The sequence below is a fragment of the Rhodovarius crocodyli genome (assembly GCF_004005855.1).
GTDB lineage: Bacteria > Pseudomonadota > Alphaproteobacteria > Acetobacterales > Acetobacteraceae > Rhodovarius > Rhodovarius crocodyli.
Window position 1 is genome coordinate 107,715 of the sequence record NZ_SACL01000008.1, and the last position, 17,377, is coordinate 125,091.

At 68.1% G+C, this 17,377-nt stretch carries 19 protein-coding genes and 1 tRNA gene; 8 read left to right on the top strand and 12 right to left on the bottom strand.

Annotated features, from left to right (window positions below; genetic code table 11):
* Nucleotides 1-6 precede the first annotated feature (6 nt).
* The 7 genes from rimM to EOD42_RS19855 all read left to right on the top strand — a co-directional run bounded on the left by rimM (nucleotide 7) and on the right by EOD42_RS19855 (nucleotide 5,209).
* Nucleotides 7-510 carry a ribosome maturation factor RimM gene (gene rimM, locus EOD42_RS19825; RefSeq protein WP_127789319.1) on the top strand — a complete coding sequence of 168 codons (504 nt, stop codon included), beginning with the start codon at nucleotides 7-9 and terminating at the stop codon, nucleotides 508-510.
* Nucleotides 507-1,211 carry a tRNA (guanosine(37)-N1)-methyltransferase TrmD gene (gene trmD, locus EOD42_RS19830; RefSeq protein WP_127789320.1) on the top strand — a complete coding sequence of 235 codons (705 nt, stop codon included), beginning with the start codon at nucleotides 507-509 and terminating at the stop codon, nucleotides 1,209-1,211. Before rimM ends, trmD begins: the two co-directional genes overlap by 4 nt.
* A gap of 72 nt (nucleotides 1,212-1,283) precedes the next feature.
* Entirely contained in the window at nucleotides 1,284-1,682 is a 399-nt protein-coding gene (gene rplS / locus EOD42_RS19835) for a 50S ribosomal protein L19 (RefSeq protein WP_127789321.1), read from the top strand.
* Nucleotides 1,683-1,819: 137 nt separating this feature from the next.
* The gene (gene leuC, locus EOD42_RS19840) at nucleotides 1,820-3,232 is read left to right on the top strand and encodes a 3-isopropylmalate dehydratase large subunit (RefSeq protein ID WP_127789322.1); all 1,413 of its coding nucleotides are present in this window, start codon (nucleotides 1,820-1,822) and stop codon (nucleotides 3,230-3,232) included.
* Nucleotides 3,232-3,843, top strand: coding sequence for a 3-isopropylmalate dehydratase small subunit (gene leuD / locus EOD42_RS19845; RefSeq protein WP_127789323.1), 612 nt, complete (start codon nucleotides 3,232-3,234; stop codon nucleotides 3,841-3,843). The genes leuC and leuD overlap by 1 nt, the downstream gene beginning before the upstream one ends.
* 10 nt (nucleotides 3,844-3,853) lie before the next feature.
* The gene (gene leuB, locus EOD42_RS19850; protein WP_127789324.1) at nucleotides 3,854-4,966 is read left to right on the top strand and encodes a 3-isopropylmalate dehydrogenase; all 1,113 of its coding nucleotides are present in this window, start codon (nucleotides 3,854-3,856) and stop codon (nucleotides 4,964-4,966) included.
* 166 nt (nucleotides 4,967-5,132) lie between these two features.
* A tRNA-Arg gene (locus EOD42_RS19855) sits at nucleotides 5,133-5,209 on the top strand.
* A 642-nt stretch (nucleotides 5,210-5,851) separates the two neighbouring features.
* Here the strand turns inward: EOD42_RS19855 and EOD42_RS19860 are convergent.
* A complete protein-coding gene (locus EOD42_RS19860; protein WP_240655221.1) occupies nucleotides 5,852-6,388 on the bottom strand; it encodes a GNAT family N-acetyltransferase in 537 nt (178 codons plus the stop codon).
* Between the two features lie 137 nt (nucleotides 6,389-6,525).
* On the opposite strand from EOD42_RS19860, the gene EOD42_RS19865 reads away from it, so the two are divergent.
* Nucleotides 6,526-7,416 carry a LysR family transcriptional regulator gene (locus tag EOD42_RS19865; RefSeq protein WP_127789325.1) on the top strand — a complete coding sequence of 297 codons (891 nt, stop codon included), beginning with the start codon at nucleotides 6,526-6,528 and terminating at the stop codon, nucleotides 7,414-7,416.
* Here the strand turns inward: EOD42_RS19865 and EOD42_RS19870 are convergent.
* From EOD42_RS19870 to EOD42_RS19915, 11 genes are all read right to left on the bottom strand, one after another.
* Nucleotides 7,413-8,507, bottom strand: coding sequence for a TauD/TfdA family dioxygenase (locus EOD42_RS19870; protein ID WP_127789326.1), 1,095 nt, complete (start codon nucleotides 8,505-8,507; stop codon nucleotides 7,413-7,415). The two genes, EOD42_RS19865 and EOD42_RS19870, sit on opposite strands and share 4 nt — an antisense overlap.
* 109 nt (nucleotides 8,508-8,616) lie before the next feature.
* The gene (gene phnF, locus EOD42_RS19875; RefSeq protein ID WP_127789327.1) at nucleotides 8,617-9,327 is read right to left on the bottom strand and encodes a phosphonate metabolism transcriptional regulator PhnF; all 711 of its coding nucleotides are present in this window, start codon (nucleotides 9,325-9,327) and stop codon (nucleotides 8,617-8,619) included.
* Nucleotides 9,324-9,479, bottom strand: a complete 156-nt coding sequence (locus tag EOD42_RS26040; RefSeq protein WP_164868030.1) for a hypothetical protein — start codon at nucleotides 9,477-9,479, stop codon at nucleotides 9,324-9,326. Before EOD42_RS26040 ends, phnF begins: the two co-directional genes overlap by 4 nt.
* Nucleotides 9,479-10,738: an ABC transporter substrate-binding protein gene (locus tag EOD42_RS19880; protein WP_127789328.1), complete on the bottom strand. Its 1,260-nt coding sequence runs from the start codon at nucleotides 10,736-10,738 to the stop codon at nucleotides 9,479-9,481. The genes EOD42_RS26040 and EOD42_RS19880 overlap by 1 nt, the downstream gene beginning before the upstream one ends.
* 46 nt (nucleotides 10,739-10,784) lie before the next feature.
* The gene (locus tag EOD42_RS19885) at nucleotides 10,785-11,588 is read right to left on the bottom strand and encodes a carbohydrate ABC transporter permease (protein WP_127789329.1); all 804 of its coding nucleotides are present in this window, start codon (nucleotides 11,586-11,588) and stop codon (nucleotides 10,785-10,787) included.
* A complete protein-coding gene (locus EOD42_RS19890; RefSeq protein ID WP_127789330.1) occupies nucleotides 11,585-12,481 on the bottom strand; it encodes a carbohydrate ABC transporter permease in 897 nt (298 codons plus the stop codon). The genes EOD42_RS19885 and EOD42_RS19890 overlap by 4 nt, the downstream gene beginning before the upstream one ends.
* A complete protein-coding gene (locus tag EOD42_RS19895; protein ID WP_127789331.1) occupies nucleotides 12,474-13,586 on the bottom strand; it encodes an ABC transporter ATP-binding protein in 1,113 nt (370 codons plus the stop codon). Before EOD42_RS19895 ends, EOD42_RS19890 begins: the two co-directional genes overlap by 8 nt.
* Before the next feature lie 572 nt (nucleotides 13,587-14,158).
* Nucleotides 14,159-14,548: a DUF2177 family protein gene (locus EOD42_RS19900; RefSeq protein ID WP_206020406.1), complete on the bottom strand. Its 390-nt coding sequence runs from the start codon at nucleotides 14,546-14,548 to the stop codon at nucleotides 14,159-14,161.
* A complete protein-coding gene (locus tag EOD42_RS19905) occupies nucleotides 14,548-15,216 on the bottom strand; it encodes a DUF6134 family protein (protein WP_127789332.1) in 669 nt (222 codons plus the stop codon). The genes EOD42_RS19900 and EOD42_RS19905 overlap by 1 nt, the downstream gene beginning before the upstream one ends.
* Entirely contained in the window at nucleotides 15,213-15,989 is a 777-nt protein-coding gene (locus tag EOD42_RS19910) for a DUF1365 domain-containing protein (protein ID WP_127789333.1), read from the bottom strand. The genes EOD42_RS19905 and EOD42_RS19910 overlap by 4 nt, the downstream gene beginning before the upstream one ends.
* On the bottom strand, nucleotides 15,986-17,287 hold the full coding sequence (locus EOD42_RS19915; protein WP_240655222.1) for an NAD(P)/FAD-dependent oxidoreductase: 1,302 nt from the start codon (nucleotides 17,285-17,287) through the stop codon (nucleotides 15,986-15,988). Before EOD42_RS19915 ends, EOD42_RS19910 begins: the two co-directional genes overlap by 4 nt.
* Nucleotides 17,288-17,377: the final 90 nt, after the last annotated feature.

Genomic DNA, 17,377 nt, shown 5'->3' on the forward strand with positions numbered 1-17,377 from the left:
CGCCTGATGCCATCGCTCATTCTGATGGCCGAACTGGGCCGCGCACATGGCGTGCGCGGCCTTCTTCGTCTCAAGGCCCATTGCGAGGCGCCGATCGAGAGCTACAACCCGCTGCGCGACGAGCGCGGGCGGGAATATGTGCTGTCGCCGCGCGGTGCCGACCTGGTGCAGATCCAGGGTGTTGCCGACCGCAACGCAGCCGAGGCGCTGACCGGCACCAAGCTGTATGTCGAGCGCGACCGCCTGCCGGAACCCGAGGCGGACGAGTTCTACCTGACCGACCTGGTGGGCCTGCAGGCCTTCACGGCCGACGGCAAGCCGCTGGGCCAGGTGCGCGCGGTGGACGATCACGGCGCGGGCGCGTTCCTGACGCTGTCCGGCCCGCCGGAACGGCTGGTGCCCTTCACCCTGGCCGCCGTGCCGGTGGTGGACATCAAGGCCGGCCGCATCACCGTAGACCCGCCGCTGGAGACCGAGGTGAAGCCTCCTGAAGGCGAAGCTGAGGAATGACCTGGCACGCCACCGTCCTGACGCTGTTCCCGGAGATGTTCCCCGGTCCGCTCGGCCTGTCGCTCGCCGGGCGCGCGCTGCGTGACGACGTGTGGCGCATGGAGGCCCGGCAGATCCGCGAGCACGGCCTCGGCCGCCACCGCCAGGTGGACGACACCCCGGCCGGCGGCGGTGCGGGCATGGTGCTGCGCCCGGATGTTCTGGACGCCGCCATCGAGGCCGCCAACCCCGGCGACCGCCCCCTGCTGGTGATGACCCCGCGCGGCACGCCGCTGACCCAGGCGCGGGTGCGCGAATGGGCGGACGGCCCCGGCCTCGTCATCCTCTGCGGCCGGTACGAAGGCATGGACCAGCGCGTGATCGAGGCCCGCAACATGCAGGAGGTGTCGCTGTGCGACGCCGTGCTGTCGGGCGGGGAACTGGCGGCGCTCACGATTCTCGACGCCTGCATCCGGCTGCTGCCGGGGGTGATGGGCGGCATCGACAGCGCGGTGGAGGAAAGCTTCTCCGCCGGGCTGCTGGAATACCCGCAATACACCCGCCCGGCCGAATGGAACGGGCGTGAGATCCCTTCCGTTCTGTTGTCCGGAAATCACGCCGAGGTCGCCCGCTGGCGCCGTGAGCAGGCCGAAAAAGTGACGGAAAGCCGCCGCCCGGACCTCTGGAACGCTTTTTTGGCCAACCGCGGACAGCATTCCTAAAAACCGCAAAATACGGGCTTGCGCGGGGCTCCGACTGCCTCTATACGCCGCGGCTCGACAAGGACTGTGACGATGAACCTTCTTCAGCAATTCGACGCCGAACAGCAGGCGAAGCTCCTCGCGGCCCGCGCCGTGCCTGATTTCGCGCCGGGCGACACGCTGCGCGTGATGGTGCGCGTGAAGGAAGGCGAGCGTATCCGCACCCAGGCCTTCGAGGGCGTGGTGATCGCGCGCTCCAACAAGGGCGTGCACAGCAACTTCACCGTCCGCAAGCTCTCCTACGGTGAGGGCGTGGAGCGCGTGTTCCCGCTGTATTCCCCGTCGCTGGCCGAGATCCAGGTGGTCCGCCGCGGCAAGGTCCGTCGCGCGAAGCTGTATTACCTGCGCGGCCGCACCGGCAAGTCTGCTCGCATCGCCGAGAAGATGGGCCTGCGGTCCAGCGCGGCGCCTGCCGCAACCACCGCCGAGTGATTTCGGAAGGGCCGCCATGCGCGGCCTTTCTGTTCTCAAAGGGGGGTCGGCACTGCCGGCCCCCTTTTTCTTTTGTCCGACGAATGGTTGATTGCGTCCGTAAGCCAATCAACGACAGCCACTAGCCAGGAAACGCCATGGCCGAGAAGCCCCGCACTTTATTCGACAAGATCTGGGACGCGCATGTGGTCGAGACGCTCGAGGACGGGACCTCGCTGCTCTACATCGACCGCCACCTCATCCATGAGGTCACGAGCCCCCAGGCTTTCGAGGGGCTTCGTGCCGCTGGCCGCAAGCTTCGCCGCCCCGATGCCACCATCGGCGTGGTCGATCACAACGTGCCCACCAGCGCCGACCGCCTGACCGCGGTGAACGAGCCTGAGAGCGCGCTGCAGATCGCGACCCTCGAAAAGAACGTCGTCGAGTTCGGGGTGCCCTACATCCCGCTGGATGACGTGCGTCAGGGCATCGTCCATGTCATCGGCCCCGAGCAGGGCCTGTCCCTGCCGGGCATGACGCTGGTGTGCGGCGACAGCCATACCTCGACCCACGGCGCGCTGGGCGCGCTGGCCTTCGGCATCGGCACGTCCGAGGTCGAGCACGTGATGGCCACCCAGACGCTGCTGCAGAAGCCGGCCAAGAACATGCGCGTGACGGTGAACGGCACCCTGCCCGCCGGCTGCACCGCCAAGGACATCGTGCTGGCCATCATCGGCAAGATCGGCACCGCCGGCGGCACCGGCCACGTCATCGAATTCGCGGGTGAGGCCATCCGTGCGCTCGACATGGCCGGCCGCATGACCGTGTGCAACATGTCCATCGAGGCCGGTGCGCGCGCCGGCATGGTGGCCCCGGACCAGACCACCTTCGACTACGTGCAGGGCCGCCCCTTCGCGCCGAAGGGCGAGGCCTGGGACCGCGCGGTGGCCTGGTGGTCGTCGCTGCCTTCCGACGCGGGTGCCGTGTTCGACAAGGAAGTCACCCTCGACGCCGCGACCATCGTGCCGCAGGTCACCTGGGGCACCAGCCCCGAGGACGTGCTGCCGATCACCGCGACGGTGCCTGACCCCGCCAGCGCGACCGATGAGACCCGCCGCGCGCAGATGCAGCGCATGGTGGACTACATGGGCCTCGTCCCCGGCCAGAAGCTGACGGATGTGAAGGTCGATGTCGTGTTCATCGGCAGCTGCACCAATTCCCGCATCGAGGACGTGCGCGCCGCCGCCGCCGTCGCGCAGGGGCGCCGCGTGGCCCCGGGCGTGCGCGCCATGGTGGTGCCGGGCTCGGGCCTGGTGAAGCAGCAGGCAGAACAGGAAGGGCTGGACAAGATCCTGCTCGACGCCGGCTTCGAATGGCGTGAGGCCGGGTGCTCCATGTGCCTCGGCATGAACCCGGACAAGCTGACGCCGGGCCAGCGCTGCGCCAGCACCAGCAACCGCAATTTCGAAGGCCGCCAGGGCCCCGGTGGGCGCACCCACCTGCTCTCGCCGGCCATGGCGGCGGCCGCCGCCGTCACGGGCCATCTGGCCGATGTGAGGGAGCTCGTCTGATGAAGGCTTTCACCACGCTCACGGGCGTCGCCGCCCCGCTGCCGATGGCCAATGTCGACACCGACAAGATCATCGCCGCGCGCTTCCTCAAGACCATCAAGCGCTCGGGCCTGGGCAAGAACCTGTTCGCGGACATGCGCTACAAGGCGGATGGCTCCGAGAACCCGGATTTCGTGCTGAACCAGGAACCCTACCGCCAGGCCGAGATCCTCATCGCCTATGAGAATTTCGGCTGTGGCTCGTCGCGCGAACATGCCCCTTGGGCGCTGCTCGATTTCGGCATCCGCTGCGTGATCGCGCCGGACTTCGCCGACATCTTCCACGGCAACAGCTTCAAGAACGGCATCCTGCCCATCAAGCTTCCGCGTGAGATCTGCGAGAAGCTGATGGAAGACGCGAAGATGGGTTCCAACGCCCGCATCTCCATCGACCTGGAGCGCCAGGTGGTGGTGCGCCCGAACGGCGAGGAAATCCCCTTCGAGGTGGACCCCTTCCGCCGCCATTGCCTGCTCAACGGCCTGGACGACATCGGCCAGACGCTGCAGCACGCCCCGTCCATCGACGACTATGAAGCCAAGCGCCGCGCCGCGGCGCCCTGGCTGTTTGCCTGAAGGAAACAGAATGTCCGCCAACAAGAAACTGCTGATCCTGCCCGGCGACGGCATCGGCCCTGAGGTCATGGGCGAGGTCCGTCGCGTGATGGACTGGATGCAGGCCCGCCGCGCCGTCTCCTTCGACGTCGAGGAAGGCCTCGTTGGCGGCATCTCCATCGACGCGGAGGGCACCCCCTGCTCCGACACCACCGTCGCCCGCGCCAAGGCGGCCGATGCGGTGCTGTTCGGTTCCGTGGGCGGCCCCAAGTGGGACAGCCTGCCCTTCGAGCAGCGCCCCGAGCTCGGCATCCTGCGCCTGCGCAAGGAGCTGCAGCTGTTCGCCAACCTGCGCCCGGCGGTGGTGATGGAGCCGCTGGCCGAGGCCTCGGCCCTGCGTGCCGACCTCGTCTCCGGCCTCGACATCATGATCGTGCGCGAGACCACGGGCGGCGTGTATTTCGGTGAGCCCCGCGGCGTGACCACGGGCGCCGACGGCAAGCGCACCGGCTTCGACACCCAGATCTATCATGAGGACGAGATCGCCCGCGTGGCGCGTGTCGCCTTCGACCTGGCCCGCAAGCGGCGCAACAAGGTGACGAGCGTCGAGAAGGCGAACGTCATGCAGTCCGGCCGCCTGTGGCGCGCCGTGGTGGGCGAGATCCACAAGGCGGAATACGCCGATGTCGAGCTCGAGAACATGTACGCCGACAACTGCGCGATGCAGCTGGCCAGCCGCCCGAAGCAGTTCGACGTCATCCTGGGCGACAACCTGTTCGGCGACGTGCTGTCCGACCTGGCCGCGGCGCTGACCGGCTCGCTCGGCATGCTGCCTTCCGCCACGCTCGGCGCCGTGCAGCCCAGCGGCAAGCGCCATGCGCTGTATGAGCCGATCCACGGCTCTGCGCCTGACATCGCGGGCAAGGGCATCGCCAATCCGTCGGCGCAGCTGCTCTCCTTCGCGATGCTGCTGCGCTACTCCTTCGGCATGGAGGAGGATGCGGCGCTGATCGAGCAGGCCATCGAGCGTGTGCTGCAGTCCGGCCTGCGCACGGCCGACATCATGCAGACCGGCCGCGCGCGCGTCGGCACCGCCGTGATGGGCGAGGCCATCGTGCGGGAGCTGGAGAAGCTGGCCGGCTGATTCGCCGAAAGCGCCGTTCTTTCAGGGGGTTCCGGGCAACCGGAACCCCTTATTCTTGGCAAGCCACCTTGCCGCATGGGGCCTCTGCAAAAAACCCATCATAATTTGGCGGCAGGTGGGTTGCGCCCGAACGCTTCCTCAGCCAAATAGGCGCCACCCAAGGCAAGCACCCGTAGCTCAGCTGGATAGAGCACCAGACTACGAATCTGGGGGTCAGGAGTTCGAATCTCTTCGGGTGCGCCAGGGTTTTCCTTTTTAAATTCAGTAGATTACGAGCAGTCCGCGAGGATGCTCTAGCTGGCATGCGTTTTGGTTGCGGGCTCTCGACGGACTCCCTGGAATGGCCATGCATGGCGTCGCTTGTCGGTTACAGGCGACGCGGGCGTTATCTGGCTCACGGCGCCCGGGTAGCCGAGACAACGCGATCACGGGCAATCAGCGCCTGAGTTGAGCTTCACTCTCGCGACCGAACAGCCCTAATGCGCCGGTTCCGTCCATGCCCCTCATCTCAGCAAGTCACGCGGCCACCGCATGCGTTGCACCCAGCCGCCCTGCAACAGCCCCCTTGCACCCTCCCTGCAACGGCTGACTAGCGAATGCGCGCGCGACTGTGCCCCGTATAGACGGAGGCCCAGGAGGGACCCGCGATTTAAGGGCTGGCTGGAGGGTTGCAGCAACTGAACCCCGCTGAACCGCTTTCCTGAACTCTGGACTGGTTCAGCGGCACGCCGTGGCCAGCCGTATAGAGGCGCCCCGGGATCCCGCCACAGCTCGAAGCGCGCCTGGCCATGGATGGCAAGTGCAGTGCGCACCAGCAGCAGGGCTTGCTCCAATGAGAAAAATCTAAGCCATCACGCTGCCAGACCCTGTATCGGATGGTTGGCCTCAATCAGACGCCAAGACGCGCTGTAACAGCACAGTGTCCAACCAACAGCCATGCTTGCGCCCCACGTTGCGCAGCGTGCCGACCATCTCGAAACCATGCTTTAGGTGCAGCCGCACCGAAGCCTGATTGGCGCTGTCGCCCACCACCGCGATCATCTGCCGATAGCCACGCGCCACGCAGGCCTCGATCAGCGCGCCCAGCAGCATCGAACCCATGCCCCGCCCCGCCCGGTCGACGCGCAGGTACACGGAATTCTCCACAGTGGCCCCATAGGCCGCGCGCGGGCGATAGGCGCTGGCATAGCTGTAGCCCACCACCTCGCCATCCAGTTCGGCGACCAGATAGGGGTAGCCCTTCTCCAGCAACGCATCGCGCCTGCGCGTCATCTCCTCGGTGTCCGGCGCTTCCGTCTCGAAGGAGGCCTTACCGTGCAGCACATGGTGGCCATAGATCGCGGCGATCGCCGCCATGTCCCCGGCCGCCACAGGCCTGATCACCGGGCGGCCCAGCGCCGCCGCCATCATCGTCTCGCTCATCGTCGCTCCTCGGCCTCAGGGCCATCGGTGGTGATGTCGCGCCTGCTGCACGTCTCCCACAAGAAGGAAAAGCTTCACTGTACGCAAAGCCCTGGCGCGGGAGTGCGCCGGCAAACGGCTGATGGTAGTCAGCACCCATGCACGGCCTCACCCTGCGCCAGATCCGGGCCTTTCTGGTCACTGTCGAGCTCGGCAGCGTCGCCGCCGCCGCGCGCAACCTGGGCCTGACCCAGCCCGCCGTGGGCCAGCAACTGCGTGAACTGGAAGGCCAGCTGCGCGTGCGCCTGTTCGAGAAGGTGGGCACGCGGCTGCACCCCACCCCCGCCGGCCAGGCCTTGCTGGAACCCGCGCGGGAGGTCATGGCAGCCCTGACCCACCTGCAGGAAACCGGCACGCGCTTCCGTGCGGGCGATGCCGGGCATATCCGCCTGGGCACCGGGGCCACCGCCTGCATCTACTTCCTGCCGGAGCGCCTGCGCCGCGTGCGGCAATCCCTGCCCGGCGTCGAGATCGCCGTCAGTACCGGCAACACCGCTCCCATGTTGCAGGCGCTGATGGAAGGCACGCTGGACGCCGCCCTGGTGACCGGCGGGCCCGACGAGGTGCCCACCAGCCTGGTGGCGGAACTGCTGTTCCATGACCCGCTGATGGCCCTGCTGCCCCACCCGCTGGCCGACGCCTTGCCGGAAACACTCTCGCCGGCCGATCTGGCTGCGCATCCGCTGCTGCTGCACGCCCGGGGCAGCGTGACGCGCAACCTGGTGGACCGCTGGTTCCAGGAAGGCGGCCACGGCGTGGTGCCGGGCATGGAGTTCGACAGCATCGCCGCGATCCGGGAGCTGGTGGCGGCAGGGCTCGGCTGCGCCATCGTGCCTGGCATGGCAGCGCGCGTTCCGCACCCTGAACTGGTGGCGCGGCCGCTCTCGCCCGCTCTCACCAGGCCGATCTGCCTAGTGCTGCGGGCCAATCAGGTGCCGGACGCAGCCCTGCGCCTGCTGGCGGCAGAGCTGCGCGCGGCGAAACCTTAAGCGAAAGCCGGCGTCAGCGGGTTCAGCGGAATGTTCAGCGCGCGCCGCTCAGGGATATTCACCCCGCCGCGGACGCTGCCGCGCGTGATGTTCACCCAGCGCTCTGCGATGGCCGGATGCAGCTCACGCCCATCCGGCAGGGACAGCCAGATACGCATCAGGTGCCGCTTGCGCTCGACTTCCGGCCAGTCGGTGAAGGAGGTGCGAGCGTGGAACACCACATGGTTCTGTACGAACTGGAAATCGCCGGGCTCGAAGGGAATGCGCGCGCAGAACTCGTCGGAGTTGCACAGGTCCAGGAACATCCGCATGGCCTGCCACTGGCGTTCCGTCATCGGCGGCGCTTCCTCGAAGCGGCGGGCGGATTGCAGATAGGCCTCCAGCGGAGCGTAGCCGGTAAAGGTGTTGTCCTGCCACATGAACAGAGGGATGCGCATCCAGGGCTGCTTGCCGGCCGGCACCTCGCCGCGGCGGTCGCAGGTCAGCGGCTCATACAGGGCGCGGCACAGGTCGGGGGCGGTGCGCATCATCTCGTCATGGATGGCCATGGCGCTGACGAGCGCGCTGGCCCCGCCTTCCTTCGCGGTGTGGATGCACATCAGCCCCACCACGTCGCAGCTGTCGGAATGGAAAGCGAGCTCGGCATTGGTCTGGGTCAGGCGCTTGTTCACGTCATCGGGCGAAGTGCCGATGTCGATCACATGGCCGAGCATGTGGCCGTTGCGGTTCTGCGGCACCACGTCGCCCAGATGCAGCGACAGGCCGAAATACAGGCGCATCTGCGTCTCGGTGTCGTAGCGCTCGACCGGCAGGCCGCGCATGTAGGCAAAGCCCAGGCGGTTAAGGATGTCGCTGCGCAGGGTTGCGATCTTGGGTGCCAGGCCCGGCAGCGGGAAATCCTCGCGGCGCAGGGCCAGGATGTCGATGTGACGGCTGGCGGCGGCGGCCGCCTCCAGCTCGGCGATCTCCTCGGCATTCAGGCGATGGATCCAGCTCTGGTCACGCTCGAGGTCGGCGGCGCGCCAGGCGAGTGGGCCGCCGATGGGGCCGGGGGCGAATTCCAGCAGGCCGAGATCGGTCTGGACGGACATGGTGCTTCTCCTGTGTCTGCAACCGGGGGCAACTCACCACAGGCCGGTCGCGGGGAAATCGCGGGAAAAACCTTCGCTAAGCCCAGGGCGGGCTTTGCGTTGTCACCAATCAGAAATCGACGGAAAGCTGCACGCGGTCGCCCCGGAAGCGGGTCAGCGCGTATTCCACCGGCGTGGCGTCGGCGGCCGAGACGTTGAGGCTCTTCACCCGCAGCACCGGCTGACGACTGCCGATGCCCAGCAGCCGAGCGTCATTGCCCCGCGGCATGATGGAACTGATGACACTGCTGACCCGGCGCAGTGCCAGGCCGTGCTGCTCCTTCAGCCAGCCATGCAGAGAACCGCCCCTGTATTCCGTCGCCAGGTACGGGCAGCAGGCGGCCGGCATGAAATGGGTGATGAGACAGAAGGGCCGCTCATCAACCGAGCGCAGCGTCTCCAGCCGGAAGACCGGCGCGCCCTCCCCCAGTCGCAGCGCGCGGGCCACGCCGCCCTCGGCACGGTCCTCGGCCAGTTCCAGCACCCGCGTATCGGTGCTGTGGCCCAGCTCCATCAGCGTGGAAGTGAAGCGCGTGCTGGGCTGCAACGGGTACTCGATGCCGGTGTCGAGCACATAGCTGCCGACGCCCTTGCGGCTTTCCAGCAGGCCGTTCTGCACCAGCTCCGCGATGGCGCGGCGCAGGGTGTGGCGGTTCACGCCGAAGCGCTTCGTCAGCGTGCCCTCGGAGGGCAGCAGCTCTCCGGGGCGGTACAGGGCGCGGATCTCGCTGCCTATCTGGTGGGCCAATTGCATGTAGATGGGCAGGGCCGTGTCACTCATGGCGCGCGCGCCTGCAGCAACAGCGCGAGGCCGGGCTCCGAGCTCGCCAGCGCCAGGTCGCGCAGCGTGCCCATTTCCTCTGGCGCGGCCAGGATCGCGGCGAACCATGCCGCGACCACCAGCCACGCCCCCAGCAGCAGGGTCCGTCGCATCAGCGCGGCAGCAGCGCGTTGACCTGCTCGACCGAGCGGGCCAGCGCCTGTTCGGGCGTGGAGCGGCCGGCGACGGTGGCCTCCATCGCGGCATAGACCGCATCGATGGCCTTCAGGCTGTTCGGCCCCGGGAAGCCCAGCCAGCCTGTAGCACGCGGCAGCTGCGACAGGCTGGTGCGGGTGTTGCGGTCGCGGGCGTAGTAGTTGCCCAGCAGCTCCGGCGTCTCGATGGCAACCCGACTGCACGGCAGGTAGCCGATGTGGTTTACCATGATGGTCTGGCCGATCGGGCCGGTGGCGAAGCGGATGTACTTGTAGGCCGCCTGGCGCTTGTCCTCGGTGCGGGAGAACAGGGTGGCCGCCGCACCGCCGGAGACGATGCGCGCATCGGGGTTCGGCACCGGGAAGGGCGCGGTGCGCAGCGTGTAGCGCTCGCCGATCTGCGCCATCAGCGTGTTGAGGTTGGCCGAGGAAGTCAGGTGCATGCCGATATTGCCGGCGATGAAGTCCTGCATCGCCTGCTCGGCGGTGGCGTCAGCCATGCCGCCGCGCGTCACCATCTCCCGCAGCAGCTGGAAGGAGCGCAGGCCCTCCGGGCTGTCGAAGCCCACGCGCTTGCCGTCCTCGCTCAACAGCTTGCCGCCATGGGAGAACAGCAGCGCCTGGAACAGGTAGTTGCCGGTGGTCTGCCACTTGATGTCGATGCCCTTGGCGGGTGCGCCGAGAGCGGTGATGCGCTGCGCCCAGTCCAGCATGCCGGGCCAGTCGGCCGGCGGCGCATCGGGGTCGAGGCCCGCGCGGCGCACCAGTTGCTCGTTGTAGAAGGTGATGGGCGTGGAGAGCGCGAAGGGCACCGCATACTGGTGGCCGCCCAGATGCCCGGTCGACAGCATCGCCGGGATATAGCCGTCGCGGGCAAAACCCTCATCGGCGGCGATATAGGGGTCGAGCGGCACGGCCAGGCGGCGGTCCACGAACAGGTGCAGCAGGTTGGTGCCGTTATAGACCACGTCCGGGATGGAGTTGGTCACGGCGCCGCGCAGCACGGCACTCGCCGCTTCCTCATAGGCGCGAGTGGGCGCCAACAGGCGGACGGTGATGCTGGGCTCGCGCTTGGCGAACTCGCGCACGATCGTCTCGTGCGCTTCCTTGTACAGGCCAGGCTGGCTGTACAGCACGGTGACTTCGACATTGGCGGCGCGGGCGATAGTGGGCACAGCCAGGGCGGCGCTGCCCATCAGGATGGAACGGCGATGCATGGGTATCTCCGGGGAAACGGGGAAGGAAGGCGGGCGGCGGCGGTGGCTACTTCATGGCCACCAGCCCCTCGATGAAGCGGCGCTGCAGCAGCAGGAAAGCGGCCACCAGCGGCAAGGCGATGATCAGCGCGCCGGCCATCAGGGCGCCGTACTCGGTCCCTGCCTCCTGCGTCTGGAACAGCATGACGCCGAAGGGGGGCGTGGCCCGCTCGGCGGAGGTGACGACGATGGACGGCCAGTAAAGTTCGTTCCAATGCGCCACCAGCGAGATGATGGCGAAGGCGCCCAGCGTGGGCCGCGCCAGCGGCAGCAGCACGCGCACCAACAATTCCAGCTCCGACAACCCGTCCAGCCGCGCGGCCTCGATGATCTCGTCAGGCACGCGGCGGAAGAACTGGCGCATCAGGAAGATGCCGAGGGATGACACCACCCAGGGCAGCACCAGCGCCGGCAGGCTGTCCATCAGCCCCAGCATCGCGACCATGACGAACAGAGGCATGGCCAGCACGGGTGCCGGCACCATCAGCCCCAGCAGCACGCCGCCCCACAGCGTCTCCCGCCCCGGGAAGCGCAGCTTCGCCAGGGCGTAGCCGGCCGGCACCATGATCAGCACCTGGAAGAACAGGATCAGCGAGCAGACCGCGATGCCGTTGCCGATGAAGCCGAACAGCGGCGAGGCGGTGACGGCGCGGCCGTAATTGGCGGCGATGGCATCGAGGCTCGGCATCGTCAGCAGTCGCGCGCCGATGATGGCGTCCTGCGGCCTGGTCGAGACCAGCGCGGCCCAGAGAATGGGCAGCAGCATCAACGCCGCGGCCAGGATCAGAAGCGGGTGGCGCCACCGGCTCATGCCGCGCCCCCGCGCCGGCCGAGCCGCAATTGGAGCATGCCGAGCGTCAGCGTGATGGCCAGGAAGAACACGGTGGCCGTCGCCGCCACATTGGTGCGGAAGAAAGAGAACCCCTCCTGGTAGATGACAAAGAGCAGCACGCGGGTGGCATTGCCCGGCCCGCCCTGAGTCAGCAGCGCCACGGTGTCGAACACCATCACCGCATGGGCCGTCAGCACCACCAGCACGAACAGGGCGATGGGCGCGATATGCGGCGCCGTGACCAGCCAGAACCGGTCCCAGCCGCCGCCCAACCCGTCGATGCGCGCGGCGTCGTGCAGCTCAGTGGGGACGGAGGTGAGGGCCGCCAGAAAGAACACCATGGCAAAGCCGGTCTCGTGCCAGATGCCGATCAGGGCCAGCACCGGCAGTGCCGTGTTCTCGTCGCGCAGCCAGTTCGCGACCGGCAGGCCGAGCGCCGCCAAGCCTTGGTTCACCGGCCCGAAGGAGGGGTGCAGCAGCATCTGCCAGGCGATGGACATCGCCGCCAGCGTGGCGATGTAGGGAAGGAAGAAGATGGTCTGGTAAACCGTCCGCCCACGCCGCGCGCCTTGCAGCAGCATGGCGAGCCCAAGGCCCAGCAGCAGCGCCCCCGGCACCACCATCAGCGTGTAGCGCGCCGTGACCAGCACCGAGGCCTGGAAGTCATGGTCCGCGATCAGGGCGCGGAAATTGTCGAGGCCGACGAAATTCGGTGCCTCGCCGCCCAGCTGCCAGTCGGTGAAGGCGGCGCAGACCACCAGCACAAGCGGCCCGATCTGCAACAGCAGCATCAGCAGCGCGGCCGGGCCGGCCAGCAGAATGCCCTTGGGCAGCGGGCGCGATAGAGGTGCTGCGAGCGCCAGGTCAGACATGGGCAAGCGCCATAGCCGGCGCATGGGGCCGGCTTTGCCCCGCCGCATCGAACAGTAGCGTGGCCTCGGGGCGGGGTTCCAGACGCACCGTCTCGCCGGCGGTCAGGCCGGGGCCGGGCTCCAGCCGCGCGACCAGCGGCTGGCCCAGGCATTCACCATGCAGGAAGCTGTCGGCACCGTGGCTTTCCAGCCGGCGCACCAGAACCGGCAGGCCGTCGCCGGAAAGCCGGAACGCCTCCGGCCGCCAGGCGAGGGTGACATCCTGCCCCGCCAGTTCCGGCGCCACGCGATGCAGCGCGTGCGGGCCCAGGCGCAAGAAGCCGCCCTGGTCCACCCGGGTTTCGAAGCGGTTCAGCCTGGTGGTGCCGATGAACTCCGCCACCGCCAACGAGGCCGGGGCACGGTAGATCTCCTCCGGCGCCGCGAACTGCGCGATGCGGCCGCCCAGCATGACGGCGATGCGGTCGGAAATCGCCATCGCCTCCGCCTGGTCGTGGGTGACGAAGACGGTGGTGATGCCGAACTGGCGCTGGATCTGCGAGATCTCGTCGCGGGTCTGCAGCCGCAGCCGGGCGTCCAGGCTCGACAGCGGCTCATCCATCAGCAACAGGCTGGACTGGCGGATCAGCGCCCGGCCGAGCGCAACGCGCTGGCGCTGGCCGCCGGACAGCGCGGCGGGCTTGCGGTCCAGCAGAGGCTCGATCTCCAGCGTGCGGGCCATGGCCGCAACCTCCGCGTCGATATCGGCCGCCACTGCCCCGCCCAGGCGCAGCATCCGCCGCCAACGGCTCAGCCGCCGCACCCGCAGCGGCAGGGCGATGTTCTCCCGCACCGTCATCTGCGGGTAGAGCGCGAAATTCTGGAACACCATGGCGATGTCGCGCTCGCTGGGCGCGACGCCGGTCAGCTCACGCACGCCAAGGCGGATACTGCCGGTATCGGCCTGCTCCAGCCCGGATAGGATGCGCAGCAGGGTGGATTTGCCACAGCCGGAAGGCCCCAGCAGGCTGACGAACTCGCCAGGCCGGACATCCAGGGAGATGTCACGTAAAACATCCACAGCACCGAAGCGCTTGGAAAGCTGTCCGATCGAAAGCTGCGTCACGCTGTTTGCCCGCCTGTCTAGACAGGCTGTAGACAGCCATGGAGACAAGAGCATGAATGGGAAATGATAGTTTGAGGTCGTCGGTGGGGCGGGAGCAGGCAGAGCTCTATTCGCGAACGCCACCCGTTGCCAGCTCTGGCCATCGCTCTCGGCTTGACGGCTTCGTCGCCCTCTCGGGCGGCAACGCAGCCCGCCTGCTATCTGCCTCTGGTCGCTCTGCCGGTCCGAGCACATGATCGGCCCATGCTTGCAGCGCCTTCGCCCTCTCATCGGCGAAGTCGTCGACCTGATACACACCCTTCACGCCCTGGCTCATGCTGCTGGCGGCATGGTTCAGGATGCGATCTGCGACATCTGGCAATATTTCCAAGGGCGCCATCGCGGAAATTCCCAGCCTATTCAACCACTTGTCGTCTCCTGTCATTTGATGGCTCTACTTGACGTATAGATTTTCGCTTCTCGAATCTGGGGGTCAGGAGTTCGAATCTCTTCGGGTGCGCCACGGGGCTTTCCCCATACAATCAGTGCCTTGTAAGCGGCGGGATCGGCACGATCGCGTCCCGGCAGGCGGACTATCTGTCGCCCAGCCAATGCCCCAGCCCGGCGACCGTCGCGGTCAGCACCGTTCCCCAGGCCAGGTCGATCACCGTCACCATCACCGGCCAATCGCGCAGCGTCGCCTGGTTCGTCAGGTCATAGGTGCCATAGGCCACCAGCCCCAGCACCGCGCCGCGCCATGCCGCTCCCTGCCAGGTCGCGGCGGGAAGCTGGGCCAGCACCAGAACCCCCGCCAGATACAGGAAGTAGAAGGTCACGGCGGGCGCCAGCCCGAAGCCCTCCGCCCGCATCAGATGACCGATGCGCGCCCGATACAGCGGCTCGGCCGACAGCTTCAGCCAGGCGGCATCGATCGGCAGCATCACCGCCGCCGAGATGAGATACATCTTTAGCCAAGCGGCCATCACGTCACCTCGTATTGAATGGTGGACCCATCCCTGCCGCGAAACCGCAGGCCGACCCAGGCGGGCGTCGCGTCGTACCAGCTCTCCAGATCGGCATCGCCCGTCATCACATAGCGGCGGGCCGTCCGGGCGCCGTTCCAGGGAAGGGGCGCGGTTTCGGCCGGGCGTATGGCGGGTCGCATCACCTCGCCCGTCTGTGTGTTGATGAAGGGGTTATCCAGCATGTGCCGGTTCCAATGCGTGGCCGGCGTGGCACCAGCCGGCGCCAGATAGCGTCCGGCCTTGCTGCTATCGACGCGCAGCGCCTCGCCCTCCGCCCGCATGGCGATCGTCGTCCGCTCGCCATCATCGTTCGTCTCGGCCTGGAAGGCGGTGACGCGGTCGCCGGTCCAGCTTTCCGTCGCACGGTGGGTGTAGCGGAACAGCGTGATGGGCCCGATGCCCACCGCGATCTCCACGTTGATCCGCACCAGCAGGCCGTCGCCCCGGGTTTCGAAACGCAGTTCATGCCGGCCGATGGCGCTGCCGTTGCGCATGATGCGGAAGGCCAGCAGGTTCGCGCGCGGCACCGGCAGCGCCGCCCGCGCGGGTGATGCGGCGGCCAGCCCCAGAAGCGGCAGAACCCGCCGGGGGAAAGCCGCCAGACCGTTGCCCGGAACCGCGCTCATGCCTTCGATCCTTCCTGGCCGATGCTGACCGGATCGGCCGGCGCCGCGGGGCGCGGGCGCAGCCGCATGCCCTTTCGCCACAGCTTCAGCGCCTCCCAGTGGATGCCCGCCAGCACGCGCAGCGCCAGCAGCGGATGGGCCAGGAAGCTGCGCAGCAGCGCGGCATCGGACAGGTCGCGCCGCCTGCCGGAGAAGGCGGCGAACAGCAGCGGCCCGCCCGCATCGCGGGCCTCGACGCCCAGCGCCACGGTCTCGCCCGGCCGCGTCAGCCGGAAGGCATAGGACTGGTCCATGTCCATGAAGGGCGAGACGTAGAAGCGCTTGTCGCAGCGCTGCCGGATGTCCGGCCCCTGGTCCGTCACCGGCAGCAGATAGCTGTGGCGCTGGCCGAAGGTGTTGTTCACCTCATACAGCATGGCCTGCAGCGTGCCGTCCGCGCGGTGGCAGAAGTAGACGGTGATCGGGTTGAACACCATGCCGAGCACCCTGGGCATGCACAGCGCCAGGATGCGCCCGCCGGTCTGCAGCCCTGCCCCGGCCAGCCAGCCGTCGATCTGCCGCGCGAGCGGCACCGCGCTGCCGTCGCCATGGTCGCGATCATGGAAGGAGAACAGCGCACGGCGGTTATGCCCGAACAGCCGCAGCCGGTCGCTCAACCCCGGCATCTCGTCCAGGTCCAGCAGCAGGTTCAGCATGCGATAGCGCAGCCGGTGCCTGACCGGGCGCAGCCGGGAATGCACCACCGCGCCCTCATAGATCGCGGAGGCGGTCATGCGGGGATGCCCTGGGGCAGCGCGTGGATGCGGGAGCTGCCGGGCACCACATCCCAGGGGCGGCGCATGTTGCCCAGCTGCTCGGCCACCGCGAGCCCGGCCTGCAGCCCGTCCTCGTGGAAGCCCGCGCCGAACCAGGCGCCGCAATACCAGGTGCGCCGCGTGCCCTGCAGAGACCAAAGGGCGCGCTGGGCCCGGATGGCCGCGGCATCGAATTGCGGGTGGGCGAAATGCTCCTCATGCAGCACGTCGCGCGGAGTGCGGCCCGGGTTTAGGGTCACGAAATGCCGCTCCGGCCCCGGAAGCCGCTGCAACAGGTCCATCCAATAGGTGACGGACAGCCCGCCATCGGGCCGGTCCAGATAGTTCCAGCTGGCCCAGGCACGCCCCCGGCGGGGCATCAGCGTCTGATCCCGATGCAGCACGACACGGTTGGGCGAGGTGGGCAGCGCGGCCAGCAGCGCGGCCTCGCTGTCCGAGGGGTCCTCCAGCATGGCCAGCGCCTGGGGGGCGTGGGTCGCGATCACCACCTCGTCATAGCGCTCGGTGGCGCCGCTGCTGTCGGTCACCAGCACGCCGTCCTCGTCGCGGCGGATGGCCTCCGCGCCGCAGCCCCGGCGGATGGAATGCTCGAAGGATGCGGTCAGGCGCCGGACATATTCCCGGCTGCCGCCCGAGACGGTTCGCCACACCGGCCGGTCGCGCAGCTTCAGCAGGCCGTGATTCTCGCAGAACCGGATGAAGGCGGTGGCCGGATAGGCGCCGACCTCGCCGGCCGGGGTCGACCAGATGGCCGCCGCCATGGGCAGCAGGTGGTCCTGCACGAAGCCGGGGCCGAAGCCCTGGTTGGCCAGGTATTCATCCAGGCTGATCAGCTCGCTCTCCAACCCTGGCGCGTCCAGCGGTGCCTGGCGATAGAAGCGCAGCACATCGCGCAGCATGCCCCAGAAGCGGGGGCTCAACAGGTTGCTGGGCTGCGCGAACAGGCCGCGCAGGTCGGTGCCCGCATACTCGCGCCGGCCGCCGTCCAGCGACACCGCGAACGACATGTCCGACGCCTGGGTCGGCACGCCCAGGTGGCGGAACAGCGCGATCAGGTTCGGATAGGTCGCCTCGTTGTAGACGATGAAGCCCATGTCGACCGGCACGCCCGCGGGGGTATCGACGGTGCGGCTGTGGCCGCCGGTCCGGTTCTCCCGCTCATAGACCGTCACATCCATGGCATGGGACAGCAGCCAGGCGGCCGACATGCCAGAGATGCCGGTGCCCACCACCGCCACGCGCCGCTGCTTGCCCATGCGAACCTTCCATGCCGTCATCATGTCCAGCAACGGGCGGCCTGCTGGTCTGGATCACCCGAACAAGCGGTGATCCGAATGCGGCCGCCG